This window comes from Mangrovicella endophytica, from assembly GCF_002893625.1.
Taxonomy (GTDB): domain Bacteria; phylum Pseudomonadota; class Alphaproteobacteria; order Rhizobiales; family Rhizobiaceae; genus Mangrovicella; species Mangrovicella endophytica.
The window spans coordinates 856,584-876,477 of the sequence record NZ_PKMZ01000001.1; the positions used below are offsets into that span (position 1 = coordinate 856,584).

Here is a 19,894-nt window from a genome sequence, read left to right on the forward strand (position 1 = left end):
TTCAGTTGCACCGGCTCAGGACGGATCGCCGATCGCCGGCGTCAGCACGGTGCGCGTTCCGACAGGCTGGAAGCCGCGGCTGCGGTAGAGTGGCAGTGCCGCCGGGTGATCCAGTGTATTGGTTTCCAGCACCACGGTCGTGCAGTCGCTGGCGAGTGCCGCTGCGATCGCCTGGTCGATCAGGAATGTCCCGTAGCCGTGGCCGCGGAACGCCGGCAGGACCGCAAAGTGGACGATGCGGGTCTGGCCCGGCGCATGCGCCGTGTCGAGCTCGAACCAGCCAGCCGGCTCTCCGTCGGCGGTCATGACATAGATCTGCACGCCCGCCGCGTGGATCTCCTCCTTCAGGCGCCAGTCCGGCAGATGCCGGGAGGTCCAATGATGCGACCGCCCGACGGCATCGTAGAGGTAGCGATAGCGCTCCAGCGGAATGTCCGGCTCACGCTGCACCTCGACGCCCGCCGGCGGCACGGCTGCGGACGCACTGGGCTGCGCCGCGGCGCGGGCAAGCTGGAGATAGGTGACGGAGGTCTTCAGGAGCCGGGGCGGCATCATCGCGCTCAATTGTGGCCCGTGGCGACGGGCGTGTCGGGGGCCGAGCCCCATTCGGTCCAGGAGCCGTCATAGAGTCGCGAACGACGATTCTGCAGCGTTTCCAGCGCAAGATTGATAATCGCCGCCGTTACGCCGGAACCGCAACTGGTGACGACGGGCTCGTCGGGGTCGATGCCGACTTGCGTGAAGGCGCGGCGCAGTCCCTCGGCGTCCTTCAGCCGTCCGTCCTCGATCAGCGTGCCAAAGGGCAGGGACGTCGCGCCCGGCATGTGGCCGGAGCGCACGCCCGGCCGCGGCTCGGGGGTCTCGCCGGCAAAACGCTCAGTCGGGCGGGCGTCGGCGATCTGCACCCCACCGGCGGCGACCAGCGCCTTCATCGCATCGAAGGAGACGACGGCGTCTGCATCGAAGCTCGGCGTGAAGCTGGCAGCGGCGCGCGGCTTGGCTGTGCCGCTCTCGACCGGCAGTCCAGCCGCCTGCCAGGCAGGGAAGCCGCCATCGAGAATGCGCACGTCGCGGGCGCCGAAGGTGCGGAACATCCACCAAACGCGCGGTGCGCTGAAGAGGCCGATCCCGTCATAGACAACGATCGTGTCGCTCTCCGTGACGCCGAGCGCTCCGACCCCCGCCGCGAACTCTTGCGGTGAGGGCAGCGTATGCGGCAGCGGCGAGCCCGCAGCGACGATCGCATCCTGGTCGAAGAAGACGGCACCGGGAATATGTGCGGCCTCGAACTCGGGCTTGGCAAAGCGGCGCTGTGCCGGCAGGTACCACGACGCGTCGACGACCGAGAGGCCGTCGCGACCGCGCCACGGGGCCAGTTCCTCGGAGCTGATCAGGAATGGGTTCGTGCTCATGGGACCCTCGCGCGGCTCAGGCCGCGGGCAGCGGGCCGAAGCGCAGCCGAAACCGCCGGTTGCTTCGCCCCTTCTTCTCGATCTTGGCGACATGGATGTCGCCGATTTCCTGGGTTTCCTGCACATGCGTGCCGCCGCAGGGCTGCGTATCGACGGTGCCGTCCTCGCCGATGCAGACGAGGCGGATACGGCCGCTGCCCCGGGGCGGACGCACATTCGCCGACTTCACCAATCCCGGATTGGCATCGAGTTCCGCGTCGGTGATCCAGCGCGTGAAGATCGGATGGTTGGCGCAAACCAGCGCCATCAGCTGCTCGCTGACCTCGGCCCTGTCGAGCCCGGCATCGGGAATGTCGAAGTCGACCCGGCTTTCCTCTTCGCCGACGGCGGCGCCCGTGATCGGGAAGGGGCAGACGACGGTAAGGAGGTGACAGGCCGCGTGCATGCGCATCAGGCGGTAGCGGCGCTGCCAGTCGATGTGAAGCGCCAGTGTCTCGCCGGGCTCCGGCAGAGTGGCGCCCTCTTCGGCCACCATGACGATTTCGCTGCGGTCCGCGCTGTAGACGGTATCGGCAATGCGGATCTGCCGGCCGCCGGACAGTTCCACGAAGCCGGTGTCACCGGGCTGTCCGCCGCCGGTGGCAAAGAAGTTGGTGCGATCGAAGACGAGGCCGCGTTCGCCCTCGATTCGCTGAAGCCTCGCCTCCATCGTTGAGAGATAGGCGTCATCCTGCGAGACCGAGACGGTCATAATCGCTTCACCCAGCCGCTGCGAAGGGGATGTCGAAGGCGGGCTCCCGCTCCAGCCAGGTCGGCTGCGGCAGGTTCTTTGAGCGCAAAAAGGCGGGGTTGAAGAGCTTCGACTGATAGCGATTGCCGTAGTCGCAGAGCACCGTCACGATCGTATGGCCAGGTCCCATCTCCTTGGCCATGCGTATGGCGCCTGCGATGTTGACGCCCGAGGAGCCGCCGAGGCAGAGGCCTTCCTCGCCGATCAGGTCGAACAGGATCGGCAGCGCCTCCTCATCGGGGATCTGGTAGGCGAAGTCCGGCTGGAAGCCCTCAAGGTTTGCGGTGATGCGGCCCTGTCCGATTCCCTCGGTGATGGAGGAGCCCTCGGAGCGCAGTTCGCCGTCGCGATAGTAGTGGTAGAGCGCCGCGCCCATCGGGTCGGCAAGACCGATCTTGATATGGCCGGAGTGGCGCTTCAGCCCCATGGCCGTGCCGGCTAGCGTGCCGCCGGTGCCCACCGCGCAGATGAAGCCGTCGACCGCGCCGCCGGTCTGCGACCAGATCTCCTCGGCGCTCGTCACCACATGGCCGTCGCGATTGGCGACGTTGTCGAACTGGTTCGCCCAGATCGCCCCGGCCGGGTGGCTCTTGGCGATCGATTCGGCGAGCCGTCCCGACAGCTTCACGTAGTTGTTCGGGTCGCGATATGGCACGGCGGGAACTTCGATCAGCTCGGCGCCCATCAGCCGCAAGGCGTCCTTCTTCTCCTGGCTCTGCGTGTCCGGGATGACGATGACCGTACGGTAGCCGAGAACGTTGGCGACCAGCGAAAGGCCGATACCCGTGTTGCCGGCCGTGCCCTCGACAATGATGCCGCCGGGCTCGATCAGCCCCTTCTCCTCGGCGTCGCGGATGATGAACAGCCCCGCCCGGTCCTTCACCGACTGCCCCGGATTGAGGAACTCCGCCTTGCCATAGATCTCGCAGCCGGTCTCCTCCGAGGCGCGGGCGAGACGGATCAGCGGCGTGTTGCCGATGGCGTCGAGAACGTTGTTGAACCTGGCCATGCGTGGGACTCGGGGGCTGCGGACGTGATCCGGCGAACCTATGACCCGGCCCCCGGCAAGGCAAGGATCAGAGCCGGAAGGTCGGTCCGTTCCGCCGGGCGACCGGACGCGATTCCTGTCATGCCCCGGTGCTGTCTGGGCAATGGATGCGCGTGCGCGAAGTCGTCGGAGAAGACACGGCCAGGATGCTGCCGTTCGAAAGAACCAATCGCTGGATCGCTGACGATGCGTGCGGAGGGCTCAGAGGCGGTAGAACTGAGCTTGGATGAGTGGCTCCCCGGGCCGGATTCGAACCAGCGACCTGTCGATTAACAGTCGAATGCTCTACCGCTGAGCTACCGGGGAACGGCACATGTCGTGCTGGCGGCCGTATAGCAAAGCCTGATTGGATTTGCCAAGCAGGCACGTCAGAAAAAAGTAGATGCGTGATCAAGTTCGGCCCGGTCTTCCTTGCTGCGCCCGGGCCTCCCATCTGACGTTTCGATGAACAGCTACCACGACGATCCCGCGAGGGATGAGGCCGGTGAGGCCGCACGCCGCTCGCCCGAGGGCACGAAACGGCCGGAAGCGGCGGCGAACGGAAGAGCGCCGGCATTCGGTTTGTCCGGCAACCGCGTAACACTCTTCGGCCGCAGCCTGCCGCTGCCCGCCAGTCGCGGCGGACGCGTGGCGCTCGGCACAGCGCTGGTCGGCGGCGGCATTTTCGGTTTTCTGCCGGTTCTCGGCTTCTGGATGATCCCGCTCGGCCTGCTGATTCTGTCGGTCGACCTGATCTTCGTACGACGCTGGCGGCGGCGCACACAGGTACGCTGGAGCCGCTGGCGGCGGGGCCGACGTCCACCCGGGATGCGTGGTCGGACGGCGCCGCCGCCCGACGCCTGAGGTGCGATGCCGTGCCGGCGGGCCCTTGCTGCCGGGAACACTGGATGCGAGGCGCGCGTTGACCTCCCGCAAATCAGGAGGCGTTCATGCTCAGACTTCTCGGCATCATCATCGCGATCATTTTCATCATCGGTCTTCTCGTCGTGATGGGCGTCTTCAAGCTGATCTTCTGAGGCCATAGCCGCCGACGCGATCGCGGCCGGGCGAGCCCCTGCAGGGTCGCTGGCGATCGCATACTCGGAAGGGATGAGTTCCTAAGCGCCACGCTCAGGAGGGATGCAGCGGCACGAGCCCCGCTGGACACGTCGGGGCGGTATCTCTACGGCGTTCGTCGAAAGCGGCCCGCCGCCGACATCTTCCGTGGGGCATGATGGAAACGCTGCAACCTTCGCGCGCCGCGGTGGAGCGCGACGACCTGCGCTGGTTTGCTCAGGTCCGCGCGACCCTGGCACTGGGCCTGCCGCTCGTCGGGTCACAGCTGGCGCAGATGTCGATCAATGTCACCGACACCGTCATGGTTGGGTGGCTCGGGGCGACGCAGCTTGCAGCGGGCGTGCTGGCCGCACAGACCTTCTTCCTGGTCTGGATGTTCGGAGCCGGCTTTGCCCATGCCATCATGCCGCTCGCGGCTGCTGCGCAGGGGCAGGGCGATCATCGGGCTGTCCGCAGGTCCGTGCGCATGGGTCTCTGGATCCTCACCGGATACAGCCTGCTGGTTATGCTGCCGCTCTGGCACACGGAAGCCATTCTCGTACTTCTTCGGCAGGATCCGCAGGTTGCGGCCATGGCGGGCCGTTTCATGCGCATATTGCAGTGGAGCATGCTGCCGGCTCTGCTCCTGATGGGGCTGCGCTCCTATCTCAGCGCTCTGTCCCGGGCGGATATCGTCCTATGGGCGACCCTCGTCGGCGCCGTCGTCAATGGCTTTCTCGATTACGCACTGATCTTCGGTCACTTCGGTGCACCGCACCTCGGCATGACCGGAGCTGCGCTTGCCTCGGTCGCCACCAATCTCATCATCCTCTCTGTTCTGTTCCTGTACTGCTTCGGCCACCCTGACCTCAGGCGCCACGAGATCTTCGCCCGTATCTGGCGGCCGGACTGGCACGACTTCTTCGTGATCCTGCGCCTTGGCTGGCCGATCGGGGCGACGATCGTCGCCGAAGTCGGGTTGTTCACGGCAACATCGATCATGATGGGCTGGATCGGAACGCTGGAGCTTGCGGCTCATGGCATTGCACTTCAGCTGACGGGCATCGCCTTCATGGTGCCGCTGGGCCTGTCCCAGGCCGCAACGGTCCGTGTCGGCCTCGCACACGGCCGGGGAGATCCGCACGGTCTCGCCCGTGCCGGGATCGCCGCCATCGGCGTCACAATGGCTTTCTCGCTGATTGGCGCCTTTGTTTTCTGGACGCTCCCGGGAGCCTTGATCGGTCTGTATCTTGATGACACCAAGCCGAATGCCGCTGAGGTCCTCGCCGTGGCTGTGCCGTTGCTGGCGGTGGCTGCGGCCTTTCAGATCGTTGACGGGCTGCAGGCGATCGGTACCGGTCTCTTGCGGGGACTGAAGGACACGCGCACCCCGATGCTGATCGCCATCTTCAGCTATTGGCTCGTCGGCTTACCGGTCGCCTATGTTCTCGGCTTCGTGCTCGGCTGGGGCGGCGTCGGGATCTGGTGGGGTCTGGCGGTCGGACTTGCCGGCGCGGCCGTGCTGATGAACTGGCGCTTCTACCACCGCGAAAAGCTCGGGCTGATCAGAAGCTCTTGAGGCCCGGCTCCGACGAGGCCCGGCGTAGCGCCTCAGGTCGTGCCGCCGACGCCTGCGGTCAGGCTCGGTCACAAGGGCTCTGTCCTGTTGCTGATTCCTGATCGCAGCCGGCGAGAACAGGTTACGTTGGATTGGACATGACAGAGCCGCTCGCCCCTGCGTTCTTCCGCCGCGATGCCGTCAGCCTCGCGACAGACCTTCTCGGCTGTGTGCTCCTGGTCGATGGTGTCGGCGGTGTCATCACCGAGACGGAAGCCTATGACCATGAAGATCCGGCTTCGCACTCCTTCCGCGGCCGCACGCCACGCAATGCGGCCATGTTCGGCCCGCCGGGACAGGCCTATGTCTACCGCTCCTACGGCATCCACTGGTGCTTCAATATCGTCTGCGGCGAGACGTCGACCGGCAGCGCCGTCCTCATTCGCGCGCTCGAGCCGGTGTCGGCTCTGGCACTGATGCGCCAGCGTCGCCGGACGGCGGACGTCAAGAAGCTCTGCGCCGGGCCGGGGCGGCTGACCGAGGCGCTCGGCATCACCGGCGCGCATGACTCGTTGCCGTTGGATGCCGCCCCTTTCCACCTGGAGGAGGGTGTCAGGCCCGAGACCATCCTCGTCGGGCCGCGTATCGGCATCTCTCGCGCCGTCGAGAAGCCGTGGCGCTTCGGCATTCATGGCTCGCGCTTCCTCAGCCGGCCGTTTCGGTAGGAAGCCGGTGCAGGTCGGACGGCTCCTGCAACGAAGCTGCGCCGATTGAACATCGGCATCGACCGGCGCTCACTGGAACGAACGCATCCGAGCCATTCCCACAATCAAGTTGATGCCGGTTTTTCAGAATGGCCGGGCAGGGGACTTGCAGAACCCCAGACGCCTCAGTAGGTAGGGCGCCGTTGAGGCCTCGTGGCGGAGTGGTTACGCAGAGGACTGCAAATCCTTGCACGCCGGTTCGATTCCGGCCGAGGCCTCCAAACTCCCGCTATCTAAATGATCGAGCCGTTGACCGCCGCCGCGATAGAGCGAGGGCGCAGGCGATGTCGAGCGCGGTGATGGCAAGGACATTGGCGAAGGCCGCCGCGGCAGCACCTCGCCGCGGATTGTCGCGCTCCAGTCCCGGTATCAGGCTGGCGAGATCGAGCGCATCGCCGGCAACGCGGGCCCACACCCATGGCGCCGGATCCCTGGATGCGAGAATGCCAATGCCGGCACCGATCTCCCGCAAACCATAGGCGCGCGTCAGCGTCTGGTGGTTGCCGAGACCGAGCAGGCGGTCGAGGCTGCGCGGCGCCACGAGTTCGATGAGCCCGAGGCCGATGCTGAACCAGCCGAGACCGCTGGCGACACGATCGACGGTCTCGTCGCTCAACGCGTCGATCTGCCGGGCTGCGGGTCCGTAGAGTGAGCTCATGATTCGACTTCCCTTGATGCGGTGGGGAAGGAAGACGCCGGACGCCCGCTCGTTCCCGAGCCAAAGCTTGGTCGGACAGGCATGTCCGGTGGCGGGCGCGCCGTCACGCCGCCTTGCACCTGTTACACGCCGCGACTATGGGAAACACACCTTCTGACAACAGAGCCGGATCGCGATCATGGACTTCCAGGCGGCGCGCACGCGGATGGTGGACAACCAGGTCCGCACCACCGACGTGACGGACTACGAGATCCTCAAGGCAATGCTCAGCGTGCCGCGCGAGGAGTTCGTGCCGGCGAACCGGCGTGAGCTCGCCTATATCGACGAGGACATCCCGGTTGCGCCGGGGCGCTACCTCATGGAGCCGTCGCCCTTCGCCAAGCTCCTGCAACTTGCCGACATCCGCCCGCAGGATCACGTTCTCGACGTCGGCTGCGCGACCGGCTACTCGACGGCCGTAATCGGGCGCATGGCGCGCAGCGTCGTCGGGCTCGAAAGCGACCCTGCGCTTGCCGCCGCCGCGGCGTCGACGCTCGACCGGCTTGGCATCGGCAACTGCACGGTTGTCGAGGGGCCGCTAGTGGACGGCTGCGCCCAACACGCGCCCTACGACGTGATCTTCATCGAAGGCGCGGTGCAGCGCCTGCCGGACGCCTTCTTCGAGCAGATCAAGATCGGCGGCCGCATCGTCGTGGTGGAAGGAGTCGGTAACGCTGCCCTCGCTCGGCTCTTCCTCAAGGAGGCTCATGGCGTCGTCTCAGACCGCATCGCCTTCAATTGCTGCGTCAAGGCTTTGCCTGGCTTCGGGCGTGAACAGAGCTTCGTCTTCTAAGAAGGACTGCGCCGCAAGCTTCGTGAAAGCTCTAAAGGATAGCAATTATCCCGCTCTCTACAGCTGGATCACGATTAACGATTTGAAGAAGAGTGAGGTTGAACCGCGCCTGCGGTGAAGCTTGCTTGAAGCCGAATTCTGTGGTCGGTTAGATCCTATCTTTGCAGGTAGGTGTAATACTGTTGCGCCTACGCGTCATCTGTGTCGCTGGAAAGCCACAGGTGCAGTGGAACCGCTCGCGACCTTCCCAAGGGGAAGCTAGCGCCGCGATGAATTTGCCTTCACATTCCGCTAACGATTCCGCCGGCCGACAGAGCCGGGTGTTGCTACGCATGCGCGCAGCCGCGTCCGTGGAATCGCTAGTAGGCATGGAGTGGTGAATTGCGCGCCAAGTTCTGGATCGTTGCGGCTCTGTCCGCAGGTACCGCGCTGTCCGTTTTCGGTGCTGCTCAAGCCGAGACGCTATCGGAAGCGTTGGCGAAGGCTTACCGCAACAATCAATCACTGAACGCCGCGCGCGCCCAGCTGCGTGCGACGGATGAAAACGTGCCGCAGGCAAAATCCGGCCTCCGACCCTTCGTCAGCGCCGTCGGAAGTGCCAATGCGACGCGCTCGCGCACGACGTTCGGCGACGACATCTCCAACGAGAACGCCCGTTCGCTGTCCGCCGGCTTCGGGGTGCAGGTGAATCAGACCCTATTCGACGGCTTCCAGACGCCGAACAACGTCGCGGCGGCTGAAGCGCAGGTCCGCGCCTCGCAGCAGAACCTCGCCAACACGGTCCAGAACACGCTCTTCGACGCCGCGTCCGCCTATATGGACGTTCTGCGCGACCGGCAGATCGCGTCGCTGCGGCGCCAGAACCTCGCCTTCCTGCAGGAGCAGGTTCGCGCCGCGCGGGCCCGCTTCGACGTCGGCGAGGGAACGCGCACGGACGTGGCGCAGGCCGAATCGCAGCAGGCTCTGGCGACGGCGCTGCTGAACTCGGCGCTGGCGCAGGTCGCGACGAGCGAGGCCAGCTACTTCCAGATTATCGGTGATGCGCCAAACGGCCTGACGCCCGGCAAGCAGCTCAAGGGTGCCTCGCTGCCAAGCTCGGTGGCGCAGGCCGTGTCGATCTCGCAGCGCGAGCATCCCGCGATCCTTGCCACGCTCTCGGCGGTCGACGCGGCCGCCTTTCAGGTCAAGTCGGCCGAGGGTCAGCTTCTCCCGACGCTGAGCGTCACCGGCCAGCTCCAGGACCAGTATGGCCTGAGCTCGTCTCGCGGCGGTGACCTGCCGGGCTTGCCGGGCGTCAGCGCTGGAGGGCCGGACGTCCTCACCCAGAACGCCGTCACTGCAACCGTCGGCGCCCAGCTGACCATCCCCATCTACCAGGGCGGCCTCGTGTCCTCGCAGATCCGGCAGTCCAAGGAAGTGCTCGGACAGCGCCGGATCGAGGTGGACAGCGCCCGCGATCAGGTGCGTGCGGCCGTGGCTTCGGCCTGGGCGCAGCTTCAGGCGGCACGGGCCAATGTCACCGGCTACAATGCGCAGGTTCAGGCGGCCCGACTGGCCCTGAACGGCGTCATCGAGGAGCGCAACGTCGGCCAGCGCACGACCCTCGACGTCCTGAACGCTCAGGCCGACGTCATCACCGCCCAGATCCTCCTCGTCGGCGCGCAGCGGGACGACGTCGTCGCCGGCTACGCGCTTCTGTCGGCCGTCGGCCGGCTGTCGCCGGAGCGGCTGTCGCTCAATGTGCGCAGCTACAAGCCGGAGGAGCACTACAAGGCTGTGAAAGACAAGTGGTACGGCCTTCGCACCCCGGACGGGCGCTGAGGCCTCGCAACATCCACCGACGCATCTTCGCTTGAGGTTTGCCAAGGGAACTGCGGCAGACCTCAAGAGCATGGTGCGACCTGTGCCGTGTGCCGTTGCCGCTCGTTCTGTGCCGCGACGATGCCAAGTCGTCCGGCCGATTTGATCTCCGGGCGCACGCTTCTCTGCAAGACGACCTGCAAACGTCTTCGCGCCGCTTGGCAAAAGACCTGTCAATTTCTGCGTCAACGCTTTGGCAGGGATTCATTCGCCGCCTCTTTCAGTTTAGGCTGAGTGCATGATTCGAAAGGCGGATTCGTCCGCCGGCAGAGAGATGCGGAGCCTGATCTCATGAGCAATGCCAGCCCGGCGCGTGAACCGTCCATGGACGAGATCCTTGCCTCCATTCGCAGGATCATCGAGAGCGGCGACGACCGCTCGCCCAACACGTCCGCTCGCCGTGCCGCGGCGTCGCATCTAAAGAGCGTCGAGGATCTTTCGCCGGCGCCGCGTGCGGCCGCCGAAGCGCCTCAGAGCGCCGCTCCCGCGCGCGCTGAGCCGTCATTGTCGTCTGCATCGCTGCGTGGCTCGCAGCCGGGCGGCGTCGAAGGTCGCGAGCCTCCGTCGCAGCGCTCCGAAGCACGCGATGCGGCGCCGTCCCATCATGCCGGCGATCGGGCGCAGGAGCGCTCGACCTCGGCTTCGCTGGATGCTCGCTCCGCCCGATCCGAGAGCCCCGAGACGGCCTCTCGGGAGGACGCCGATCATGTCGAGCGGGACCATGCGACCGGCTTCGGTCAGCGCGATATCGGACGCTTCAGCACTGCGGCCGATGCATCGCCGGACGACACCGTGACGACCTCCGTTTTCAGCGCCGACTTCGACGAGGACGAATTCGCGGCCGAGCTTCTCGGCGAGGCTGATGCGCGCCACAATTTCGATGCCGAAACGCGCTCGCCCGCCGAGACGCGATCGTCGGCCGAGACGCGCTCGTCTGCCGTGATGCGCGAGGTTGCCTTCGCCGCGCTCGCCGATACCACCAGCGGCGTTCCGGACGCTGCAGTGGAAGATGGCGCTGATGATTTCGCCACGGCGTCCAGTTGGGGTGCTGCGCCGGAGGATCGCGACCCGCCGGCGAATGACCGCGTGTCATCCTTCGTTCGTGACATGCCGCTTCTGTCGAATGCGCCCGGCCGCCAGGTTGCGGAAGCCTTCGACGAGCTGGCGGAACTGATCCGCGAGAACCATATCCGCTCCATGGAAGACATGGCCCGCGACATGCTGAGGCCGATGCTGCAGGAGTGGCTGGACGATAATCTGCCGCGCCTGGTTGAGAAGCTGGTGCGCGAAGAAATCGAGCGCGTGTCCCGCGGCAACGGGCGCCGCTAACGGGCGACTGATCAAGCATCTGCTTCGGCCGCCGCCCATCGGCGGCCGATTGCGTTTTAGCCAGGGGGTGCCCGGCTGCTGCTGCCGGTCCGCCGCCGCCCTGTGCTGATGATGGGGCAGGGGCTATGGCCCGCCACCGCCAATTGCCGCGATCTTGCGTCTCCCGTGCGTGCCCGCTTCGCACCGCTTCGTTGACGCCACCCCGTGCTTCCGGCTAACCGCACCGGCAACAGACCGACCGATCGGATCCGAGATGATCGAAAAGACCTACGACGCCGCGGCCATCGAGCCGCGCATCGCTGCGCGCTGGGAGAGTGTCAGTGCCTTCGCGGCTGGTGCCGGCGCAAAGGCAGGCGCCGATCCGTATTCGATGGTGATTCCGCCGCCGAACGTCACCGGCTCGCTGCATATGGGCCACGCGCTCAACAACACGCTGCAGGACATTCTCATTCGCTTCGAGCGCATGCGCGGCAAGAACGTCCTGTGGCAGCCCGGTCTCGATCACGCGGGCATTGCCACGCAGATGGTCGTCGAGCGCCGGCTCGCTGCCAACGGCGAGCCCGGTCGGCGCGAACTCGGGCGCGAGACCTTCATCGACAAGGTCTGGGAGTGGAAGGCCGAGTCGGGCGGCTCGATCCTTGGTCAGCTCCGCCGCCTCGGCGCCTCCTGCGACTGGTCGCGCGAGCGCTTCACCATGGACGAGGGCCTCTCCAAGGCCGTCCTCCACGTCTTCGTCGAGCTGTACCGCAAGGGGCTGATCTACAAGGACAAGCGGCTCGTCAACTGGGATCCGAAGTTCGAGACGGCGATCTCCGACCTCGAGGTCGAGAACCGCGAGACGCCCGGCCATATGTGGCACTTCAAATATCCGCTGGCCGGCGGCGAAACCTATGAATATGTCGAGCGGGACGCCGACGGTAACATCACGCTGCGGGAGACCCGCGACTACATCTCCATCGCGACCACGCGCCCTGAGACGATGCTCGGAGACGGCGCGGTTGCCGTTCACCCCGACGACGAGCGTTACCGCCCGATCATCGGCAAGCTCTGCGAGATTCCGGTCGGGCCGAAGGAGCACCGCCGCCTGATCCCGATCATCACCGACGAGTATCCGGACATGGCGTTCGGCTCGGGTGCGGTGAAGATCACCGGTGCTCATGACTTCAACGACTATCAGGTCGCCCGGCGCAACGGCATCCCGATGTACCGGCTGATGGACACGCGCGGTGCCATGCGCGCCGATTCGGCCCCTTACGCCGACGAAGCGCGGCGGGCGGCCGAGATCGTCGCATCCGGCGCGGTCCCGGATGCTGCTGCCGTCGACGAGATCAACCTGGTGCCCGACGAGTATCGCGGCCTCGACCGCCTCGAGGCCCGCGAGAAGGTGATCGCCGCGATCGACGCGGAAGGTCTGATGATCATTGTCGAGGACAAGCCGATCATGCAGCCTTTCGGTGACCGCTCCGGCGTCGTCATCGAGCCGATGCTGACGGACCAGTGGTTTGCCGACGCCAAGACCCTTGCAGAGCCTGCGATTGCCTCGGTGCGCGAGGGGCGGACGGTCTTTGTCCCGGAGAGTTGGACCAAGACCTATTATCAGTGGATGGAGAACATCGAGCCCTGGTGCATCTCGCGCCAACTCTGGTGGGGCCACCGCATTCCCGCCTGGTATGGGCCGGATGGCTCGATCTTCGTGGAGAAGAGCGAGGAGGAGGCGGTCGCCGCGGCCCTCTCGCACTATGTCGTCAACGGCACCCTCACCGACGAGGAGGCCCGCGCCATGGCGGCCGACCCGCAGCGGCGGGATGGTTTCCTGAAGCGCGACGAGGACGTGCTCGACACCTGGTTCTCTTCGGCGCTGTGGCCGTTCTCGACGCTGGGCTGGCCGGACGAGACGCCGGAGCTTGCGACCTATTATCCGACGAGCGTGCTCGTCACCGGCTTCGACATCATCTTCTTCTGGGTCGCCCGGATGATGATGATGGGGCTTGAATTTACCGGCACCGAGCCCTTCCACACGATCTACATGCATGCGCTCGTTCGCGACAAGAACGGCGCCAAGATGTCGAAGTCCAAGGGCAACGTCATCGACCCGCTCGATCTCATCGACGAGTACGGCGCGGACGCGCTGCGCTTCACCCTCGCGATCATGGCGGCGCAGGGCCGCGACGTGAAGCTCGATCCGCAGCGCATCGCCGGCTACCGCAACTTCGGCACCAAGCTCTGGAACGCCTCGCGCTTCGCCGAGATGAACGGTGCGATCCATGGTGTTGCGCTCGATCCCGAGACGCTGACGCTGCCGCTGAACCGCTGGCTCCTGACCGAACTCGCTCGGGCCTCGGCGGAGGCCGGAGCCGCCATCGAGGGCTTCCGCTTCAACGATGCGGCCGGAACGCTCTACCGCTTCGTCTGGAATTTGTTCTGCGATTGGTATCTGGAGCTGTCGAAGCCGGTGATGACCGGCGAGGACGAGGCGGCGAAGGCGGAAACGCGCCAGGTCACAGGCTATGTTCTCGACCGAATCTACGCGCTGCTGCACCCATTCATGCCCTTCCTGACGGAGGAGCTGTGGCAGGTGACGGAGCCGGCGACGGCGAAGCGGGACGCGCTGCTCTGCCATACGGCCTGGCCCGTCATCGACTTTGCCGACGCTGCAGCGGCCGACGACATCAACTGGCTGATCGAACTCGTCAGCCAGATTCGCTCAGTCCGTGCCGAGATGAACGTGCCCGCTGGTGCCGAAGCGCGCTTCGTGGCCATCTCGCCCGATGCGGCGACGTCCGAACGGCTTCGGCGCCATGATGGCGCGCTTCGGCGGCTCGCGCGCCTCGCCTCCATCGAGACCGCAGGTGAGGCACCAGGGCAGTCGGCGCAGATCGTCGCCCTTGGCGGCACGTTCGCCTTGCCGCTGGAGGGCATGATCGATATCGCCGCCGAGCGGGTGCGTCTGACCAAGGCTCGCGAGAAGGCGCAGGCCGAGGTCGCGCGAATCGACAAGAAGCTTGGCAACGAGCGATTCGTGGCCAATGCCCCGGCCGAACTGGTCGAGCAGGAGCGCGAAAAGCGCGATGCTTACCTGGCCGAGGTGGCGACGCTGAGCGCTGCGCTCTCGCGGCTTGGCTGACGTAGCAAAAGCGAGATGGCGCAGTCGCTGCTGCGCCATCGCTGTGGCAGCGGTGCTTCTCCCACTGTAGCGCGACCGCAACAGTTCTGTGGCGAAACACGGGGCCACAAGCGCCGTCGCCCTCTCGGCTGTAACGTCTTCAGCACCTGCGACGTCTTCGGCGGTAGTAGTGGTAGCAGCAACATCAACGTGTTGTCGCTGATCGTTGAGAAACGCGTTGGATTGCGGCACGCCTTCGGCGACTCCGTATCCCGCTGCGGTCGTATTTGCACCCGCAGTGTTCCCTCCTAGGCTCGCCTCAACAGCCGAGCCTGCGCAAGCTTCGGCTGGTAGCCACGAAGAGCGCAAGGGGGAACGGGCACATGGTTGCGTTGAAGAGATTACTGGCAGGCAGCCTCGCGACGACGGTGCTGACGTCGTCCGCTTTTGCGGGCGGCTTCCAGAGGGGCACGGCCGACACCGATATCCTGTACGAGCGCGGCGGCTTCAGCATGCGCACGGGCATCACCTATGTTGACCCGCAGCGCGGCTTCGACAGCGTAAACGGGGTCTCCGGCGACTTCGGCGACTATACCGGGGATTACATTATCCCGTCCTATGCCTTCGGCTTCGGCAATGACCTCCTGGGCTGCGCCGGCACCTATACGATCTCCTTCGCCGCCGACGGCGACTATGCGAGTTTGCCGGGTGGCGCTGTGCCGGCCCCAGCCGACGGATCATCGTTCACGCGCACACGCACGCTCGAATTCGATTCGAACGAGTTCGGCCTGACCTGCCGCCTCAGCTACGAGATGGAGAACGGTCACCGCCTGAGCGTTCTTGGCGGCGCCTTTGCCGAGGACTTCAACTTCAACGCCACGGCACTGTCGACCACGGTGCAGCCCGGGCCGCTTCCCGGAAGCGCCGTCCTGCTCTCGACCGCGATCGACGCGGAGGCCGATCAGAGCTTCCAGGGCGGCTATCGCGTCGGTCTCGCCTATGAGGTTCCGGATATCGCACTTCGGGTGCAGGCCCTCTACAGGTCCGAGGTCCGTCACGACGACATCACCGGCACCGGCACGGTGACAACCGGATCGGCCAGCCTGGCTCTGCCGGGCGGCGGCACGATCCCGCTCGATCCGACGACTCCCGGCCTGCCGCCCGTCGGCACCGTCATCCCTGCGGCCGTCAGCCTCAATGAGGCAACCAGCCCGCAGAGCCTGTATCTCAATGCCCAGACCGGCATTGCCGCAGGCACGCTGCTCCTGGCCTCGTTCCGCTGGACAGACTGGAGCAGCAACCGCGACGTGGTCGTGACGCTTGATACGCCGCTCGGCTCCAGCCAGAGCGTCATGCCCTATCGCTGGCGCGACGGCTACACGGGCTCGCTCGGGATCGGGCGCGCCTTCACCGACACGGTGTCAGGCGTCGTGGCTGTCGGCTATGACCGTGGCGTCTCCACAGGGGCTGAGACGACCTATACCGATCTCTATACGCTCTCCGCCGGCATGTCGTTCAAGCCGGAGAAGTGGGCGGAGGTCCGCATCGGTGGCCTCGTCGGCTACTGGACGGACGGCGAGCAGTCGGTCGAAGACGGCGCGAATTTCGACGGCACCGTCGGCGACGACTTCGTCTACGCGCTCAGCGCCTCGATGAAGTTCACCTTCTGACGTCACACGCGCCGACGATCTGCGGCATTTCGCCCGGCATCGGCGTCCGTTCGAAAAACACCGCGTCGCCAGCGGTCGCGGCTGCTGGCGCGTGTCTCGCAAGGTGGAAGCTGTCGCCCTGTGGGATCGTAGCAACACTATTGCAACGATGCATCGGATATACAGGGAGCGGGGACAGGATGCCCCGTTGCGGCCACAAAACGCGCCCATCCAGACTTCGTGGGATGCGGGCGTCAAGGCGGTGCCGGATGCATCCGAAGGGACATGCGAGGGGACGATGGGTCTACCATCGATCGGGAAGGGCACGCGCGCTCGTACTGCCGGTCAGCTGCTGAACGCAGCTGAATCGATCCAGTTCCATTCGGGTGCGATTGCTATCCCGGAAAACGCTGATGCCCTGCCAGCGAAGGCTGGACCGACTTCGTTCATCGGCCGCGCTATCGCGGCCGCTCGTGGCTCTGCCGGGTTTGGCGTCAAGCATCCTCATGCGTCTTTCTAAGCTCGTCCTTCTTGCGCTGCTGACCGGTAGCGCCACGGCTGTGAGTGCGACCTCGACCGTCGCGCTCGATCCGAACCTTTCGGTCTCCCCCGACGCCGGCCCGATGGAGCTCTTCAGCTTCGGCTTCAAGCTCTACAAGCAGGGCGAGAAGCTGGAAGCCTTCGAGGCGCTGCGTTACGCCGCGGAGAAGGGGCATCCGGGTGCTCGCTGGAAGCTGGGACAGATGTATGCCCAGGGCGACGGCGTTCCGGAGAACGATTACGAGGCGTTCAAGCTCTTCGAATCGATCGTGCGCGAGCAGGAGGATGACACCACCGGCTCGCCGAATGCGGCCTACGTGTCCAGCGCCGTCGTGGCGCTTGCCGACTATCTGCGCAAGGGCATCCCGAACAGCCCTGTGGAGGTCGACCTGCCGCAGGCACGGCAGCTCTATTTCCACGCAGCGTCCTTCTTTGGTGATCCGAAGGCGCAGTTCGAGCTCGGCCGCATGCTGCTGAACGGCGAGGGTGGCAAGTCCAACCCGCGCCAGGCGGCGCGGTGGCTGAAGCTGGCGGCCCATAAGGGCAGTGCCAGCGCACAGGCGCTGCTCGGCTATCTCCTCTTCGACGGCGTGAAGATCGCGCTCAGGGCCGAGCCGGTGCGCGGTCTCGCCATGCTGACGATGGCGTTGCAGCAGGCTTCGCCCTCCGAGCAAAAGTGGATCCGTCCGCTGCAGGAAGAGGTGTTCTCGCTGGCCAGCGAGGGAGACCGCCGCACGGCGCTCGCCTATGCCCAGGAACAGCAGGGCGTCAGCAAGAACTGATACTTAGCGACGCTCGCTCGAGGCGTCGCTGAGCTTAGGAGTCCGACCTCAGAGCATGAGGTCGATCACGACGGGAACGTGATCCGAGGGCTTCTCCCAGCCGCGCACATGCTTATCGATGCCGACCGAGCCGAGCCGTGACGCGGCTTCAGGCGAGAGCAGCAGGTGATCGATGCGGATGCCGTTGTTCTTCTGCCAGGCGCCGGCCTGATAGTCCCAGAAGGTGTATACCTCGCCGGCTGCGGTTGTCGCGCGGACGGCGTCGAGAAGCCCGAGGTTCAGAAGCCGCCGGTATGCGGCACGGCTCTCGGGCTGGTAGAGCGCGTCGCCGAGCCACGCAGCCGGATTGCGGCAGTCCTCCGGCTCCGGGATGACGTTGTAGTCGCCGGCGAGAATCAGTGCGTCCTCGTCGCTGAGGCGCGCGATCGCGTGGGCTTCCAGCCGCTGCATCCAGCTGAGCTTGTAGGTGAACTTCTCCGTTCCCAACGGATTGCCATTCGGCAGATACAGCGAGGCGACACGCACGCGCTGTCCATTGACCGTCCAGCACGCCTCGATGAAGCGCGACTGCTCGTCGCTTTCATCACCTGGCAGCCCGCGCGAGACGCTGCCGTTGTCGGGCGCCACCTTCGACAGAAGGGCGACGCCGTTGAAGCCTTTCTGGCCATGCGTCTCCACATGGTAGCCGAGCGCCTCCACCGCCTGGCGCGGGAAGCCGTCGTCGAGACTCTTGATCTCCTGCAGGCAGACGATGTCGGGGGAGCGCTCGGTGAGCCAGGCGGTGAGCGCGTCGATGCGCGCACGCACGCCGTTGATGTTCCAGGTGGCGATCAGCATCCGGCGGAATCAGACGGAGAAGCTGGTGCCGCAGCCGCAGGACGCGACGGCATTCGGATTGCGGATCTGAAAGGACTGACCCATGAGATCGTCGACGAAGTCGACTACGGCGCCCTCCATATAAACCAGCGAGGTCGGGTCGATCAGCACGCGCGCGCCGGACCGCTCAATGACGAGATCGTCCGATTCGCTGCCGTGGGTAAGATCGTATTTGTAGGAGAAGCCCGAGCAGCCGCCGCCTTCCACCGAGATGCGCAGGGCATCGGCGTCGCCGCTGTTTGCCAGGATCTTGGCGATCCGCTTCACCGCCGCGTCGGAAACAGTCACGGGAAGGGCTAGGGTCTCGCTCATCGCTTCGCCGGACGGGCCGCTTCGGTCCGCCGCTCCTTGTTGATGTGCCTGCCCCTAAGTATGAAGCCGAGCGAAACCGGTCAATCGCAACGCAACGTATCGAACCGCCGATGGCAGACGAGATCATGGCAGGCATCGGCCTCGGCAGCGGCGAGCATGCTCCCTTCGCCGTGAATGCGGCTGCATCGCGCGGCCGCCTGGTGCCCGAGCCTGCGAGCCGCACCCGCACGCCGTTCCAGCGCGACCGCGACCGCATCGTCCACTCCACAGCCTTCCGCCGGCTGAAGCACAAGACGCAGGTCTTCGTCGCCTATGAGGGCGACCACTTCCGCACTCGGCTGACCCACACGATCGAGGTCTCCCAGATCGCACGGGCCTTCGCCCGCGCACTGCGGCTGGACGAGGATCTGACGGAAGCGATCGCGCTCGTCCATGATTTCGGCCATACGCCCTTCGGCCATGCCGGCGAGCGGGCGCTCGATCGCCGCATGCGCGCCTTCGGCGGCTTCGATCACAATGCGCAGGCGCTGCGAATCGTCACGGCCCTGGAGCGCCGCTATGCCGATTTTGACGGGCTGAACCTCTCGTGGGAGACGCTGGAGGGCCTGGTGAAGCACAATGGCCCGTTGCTCGGACCGGCGGCTGGTAACGCCACGGTGCCGCGACCGATCCTCGATTTCGACGCGGTATTCCCGCTCGACCTCGCGCTTCATGCCAGCCTCGAGGCGCAGGCCGCGGCGATCGCAGACGATATCGCCTATGACACGCATGACCTGGACGATGGTTTGCGCGCCGGTCTCCTCGTCGTCGACGATCTCGAAGAGTTGGACCTCGCCGGGTCGATCCTGCGCGAGGTGAGGGCGGCCTATCCCGGCCTCGATCAGGGCCGGCTGATCAACGAGATCATGCGCCGCCACATCACCCGGATGGTGGAAGACGTCATCGCGACGACGATGCGCAACCTCGCCGATGCGGACGTTGCCAGTGCCGAGGACGTACGGCAAGCCGGCCGAACCCTCGTGACCTTCTCGCGAGGCATGCGCGACTGCGAGCAGCAGACCAAGCGGTTCCTGTTCGGCCGCGTCTACCGCAATCCCGCCGTCAGCCGGGTGATGGCCGAGGCGGAGGCGGTCGTCGAGGCGCTGTTCGACCGATATGTCGCGGAGCCCCGCAGCATGCCGGACGGGTGGGGCGAGGGCACTGACGGCCTTGACGACGCACGCCTTGCCCGCCGCGTCGCCGATTACCTCTCCGGAATGACCGACAGCTACGCTCTCGGCGAGCATCGCCGCCTCTTCGGCCGCGCGCCGGATTTGCGTTGACGGGCAGAACCCACTTAAAGCGGC

18 protein-coding genes and 2 tRNA genes are annotated in these 19,894 nt (G+C 65.8%); 12 read left to right on the forward strand and 8 right to left on the reverse strand.

The window, feature by feature from the left end; genetic code table 11:
• Window positions 1–15 precede the first annotated feature (15 nt).
• The 5 genes from C0R46_RS03910 to C0R46_RS03930 form a co-directional block, all read right to left on the reverse strand.
• Complete coding sequence (locus tag C0R46_RS03910) at window positions 16–555, reverse strand: GNAT family N-acetyltransferase (RefSeq protein ID WP_245413398.1); 540 nt, start codon at window positions 553–555, stop codon at window positions 16–18.
• Window positions 556–560: 5 nt separating this feature from the next.
• Window positions 561–1,412 (reverse strand): 3-mercaptopyruvate sulfurtransferase, encoded by an 852-nt coding sequence (gene sseA, locus C0R46_RS03915; protein WP_102958237.1) that lies wholly within the window; start codon window positions 1,410–1,412, stop codon window positions 561–563.
• Window positions 1,413–1,428: 16 nt separating this feature from the next.
• Window positions 1,429–2,163, reverse strand: a complete 735-nt coding sequence (locus C0R46_RS03920; protein ID WP_102958238.1) for an alanyl-tRNA editing protein — start codon at window positions 2,161–2,163, stop codon at window positions 1,429–1,431.
• 7 nt (window positions 2,164–2,170) lie between these two features.
• Window positions 2,171–3,211: a cysteine synthase A gene (locus C0R46_RS03925; RefSeq protein WP_102958239.1), complete on the reverse strand. Its 1,041-nt coding sequence runs from the start codon at window positions 3,209–3,211 to the stop codon at window positions 2,171–2,173.
• 270 nt (window positions 3,212–3,481) lie between these two features.
• Window positions 3,482–3,556 (reverse strand) — tRNA-Asn (locus tag C0R46_RS03930).
• A gap of 138 nt (window positions 3,557–3,694) precedes the next feature.
• On the opposite strand from C0R46_RS03930, the gene C0R46_RS03935 reads away from it, so the two are divergent.
• The 5 genes from C0R46_RS03935 (at window position 3,695) to C0R46_RS03950 (ending at window position 6,828) form a co-directional block, all read left to right on the forward strand.
• Window positions 3,695–4,093 carry a hypothetical protein gene (locus C0R46_RS03935; RefSeq protein WP_425349846.1) on the forward strand — a complete coding sequence of 133 codons (399 nt, stop codon included), beginning with the start codon at window positions 3,695–3,697 and terminating at the stop codon, window positions 4,091–4,093.
• Window positions 4,094–4,179: 86 nt separating this feature from the next.
• On the forward strand, window positions 4,180–4,266 hold the full coding sequence (locus C0R46_RS21395) for a small membrane protein YohP (RefSeq protein ID WP_483428504.1): 87 nt from the start codon (window positions 4,180–4,182) through the stop codon (window positions 4,264–4,266).
• Between the two features lie 194 nt (window positions 4,267–4,460).
• Complete coding sequence (locus C0R46_RS03940; RefSeq protein ID WP_342586490.1) at window positions 4,461–5,864, forward strand: MATE family efflux transporter; 1,404 nt, start codon at window positions 4,461–4,463, stop codon at window positions 5,862–5,864.
• Window positions 5,865–6,001: 137 nt separating this feature from the next.
• Window positions 6,002–6,568, forward strand: a complete 567-nt coding sequence (locus C0R46_RS03945) for a DNA-3-methyladenine glycosylase (protein WP_102958240.1) — start codon at window positions 6,002–6,004, stop codon at window positions 6,566–6,568.
• Window positions 6,569–6,754: 186 nt separating this feature from the next.
• A tRNA-Cys gene (locus C0R46_RS03950) sits at window positions 6,755–6,828 on the forward strand.
• Between the two features lie 8 nt (window positions 6,829–6,836).
• Here the strand turns inward: C0R46_RS03950 and C0R46_RS03955 are convergent.
• A complete protein-coding gene (locus C0R46_RS03955) occupies window positions 6,837–7,265 on the reverse strand; it encodes a hypothetical protein (RefSeq protein WP_102958241.1) in 429 nt (142 codons plus the stop codon).
• Window positions 7,266–7,443: 178 nt separating this feature from the next.
• On the opposite strand from C0R46_RS03955, the gene C0R46_RS03960 reads away from it, so the two are divergent.
• From C0R46_RS03960 to C0R46_RS03985, 6 genes are all read left to right on the forward strand, one after another.
• The gene (locus C0R46_RS03960) at window positions 7,444–8,097 is read left to right on the forward strand and encodes a protein-L-isoaspartate O-methyltransferase family protein (RefSeq protein ID WP_102958242.1); all 654 of its coding nucleotides are present in this window, start codon (window positions 7,444–7,446) and stop codon (window positions 8,095–8,097) included.
• A gap of 381 nt (window positions 8,098–8,478) precedes the next feature.
• Entirely contained in the window at window positions 8,479–9,918 is a 1,440-nt protein-coding gene (locus C0R46_RS03965) for a TolC family outer membrane protein (protein WP_102958243.1), read from the forward strand.
• Window positions 9,919–10,248: 330 nt separating this feature from the next.
• The gene (locus tag C0R46_RS21245) at window positions 10,249–11,286 is read left to right on the forward strand and encodes a PopZ family protein (RefSeq protein ID WP_280952990.1); all 1,038 of its coding nucleotides are present in this window, start codon (window positions 10,249–10,251) and stop codon (window positions 11,284–11,286) included.
• Window positions 11,287–11,539: 253 nt separating this feature from the next.
• On the forward strand, window positions 11,540–14,410 hold the full coding sequence (locus C0R46_RS03975) for a valine--tRNA ligase (RefSeq protein ID WP_102958244.1): 2,871 nt from the start codon (window positions 11,540–11,542) through the stop codon (window positions 14,408–14,410).
• A 362-nt stretch (window positions 14,411–14,772) separates the two neighbouring features.
• Window positions 14,773–16,059, forward strand: coding sequence for an outer membrane protein transport protein (locus C0R46_RS03980; protein WP_102958245.1), 1,287 nt, complete (start codon window positions 14,773–14,775; stop codon window positions 16,057–16,059).
• 485 nt (window positions 16,060–16,544) lie between these two features.
• A complete protein-coding gene (locus C0R46_RS03985) occupies window positions 16,545–17,360 on the forward strand; it encodes a tetratricopeptide repeat protein (protein ID WP_102958246.1) in 816 nt (271 codons plus the stop codon).
• A gap of 48 nt (window positions 17,361–17,408) precedes the next feature.
• Here the strand turns inward: C0R46_RS03985 and xth are convergent, their stop codons facing one another.
• Entirely contained in the window at window positions 17,409–18,197 is a 789-nt protein-coding gene (gene xth, locus C0R46_RS03990; protein ID WP_102958247.1) for an exodeoxyribonuclease III, read from the reverse strand.
• 9 nt (window positions 18,198–18,206) lie between these two features.
• Window positions 18,207–18,548: an iron-sulfur cluster insertion protein ErpA gene (erpA, locus tag C0R46_RS03995; RefSeq protein ID WP_102958248.1), complete on the reverse strand. Its 342-nt coding sequence runs from the start codon at window positions 18,546–18,548 to the stop codon at window positions 18,207–18,209.
• A 110-nt stretch (window positions 18,549–18,658) separates the two neighbouring features.
• Between erpA and C0R46_RS04000 the strand changes: the two genes are divergently transcribed.
• Window positions 18,659–19,870 (forward strand): deoxyguanosinetriphosphate triphosphohydrolase, encoded by a 1,212-nt coding sequence (locus C0R46_RS04000; protein ID WP_102958249.1) that lies wholly within the window; start codon window positions 18,659–18,661, stop codon window positions 19,868–19,870.
• The last annotated feature ends 24 nt before the right edge of the window (window positions 19,871–19,894 follow it).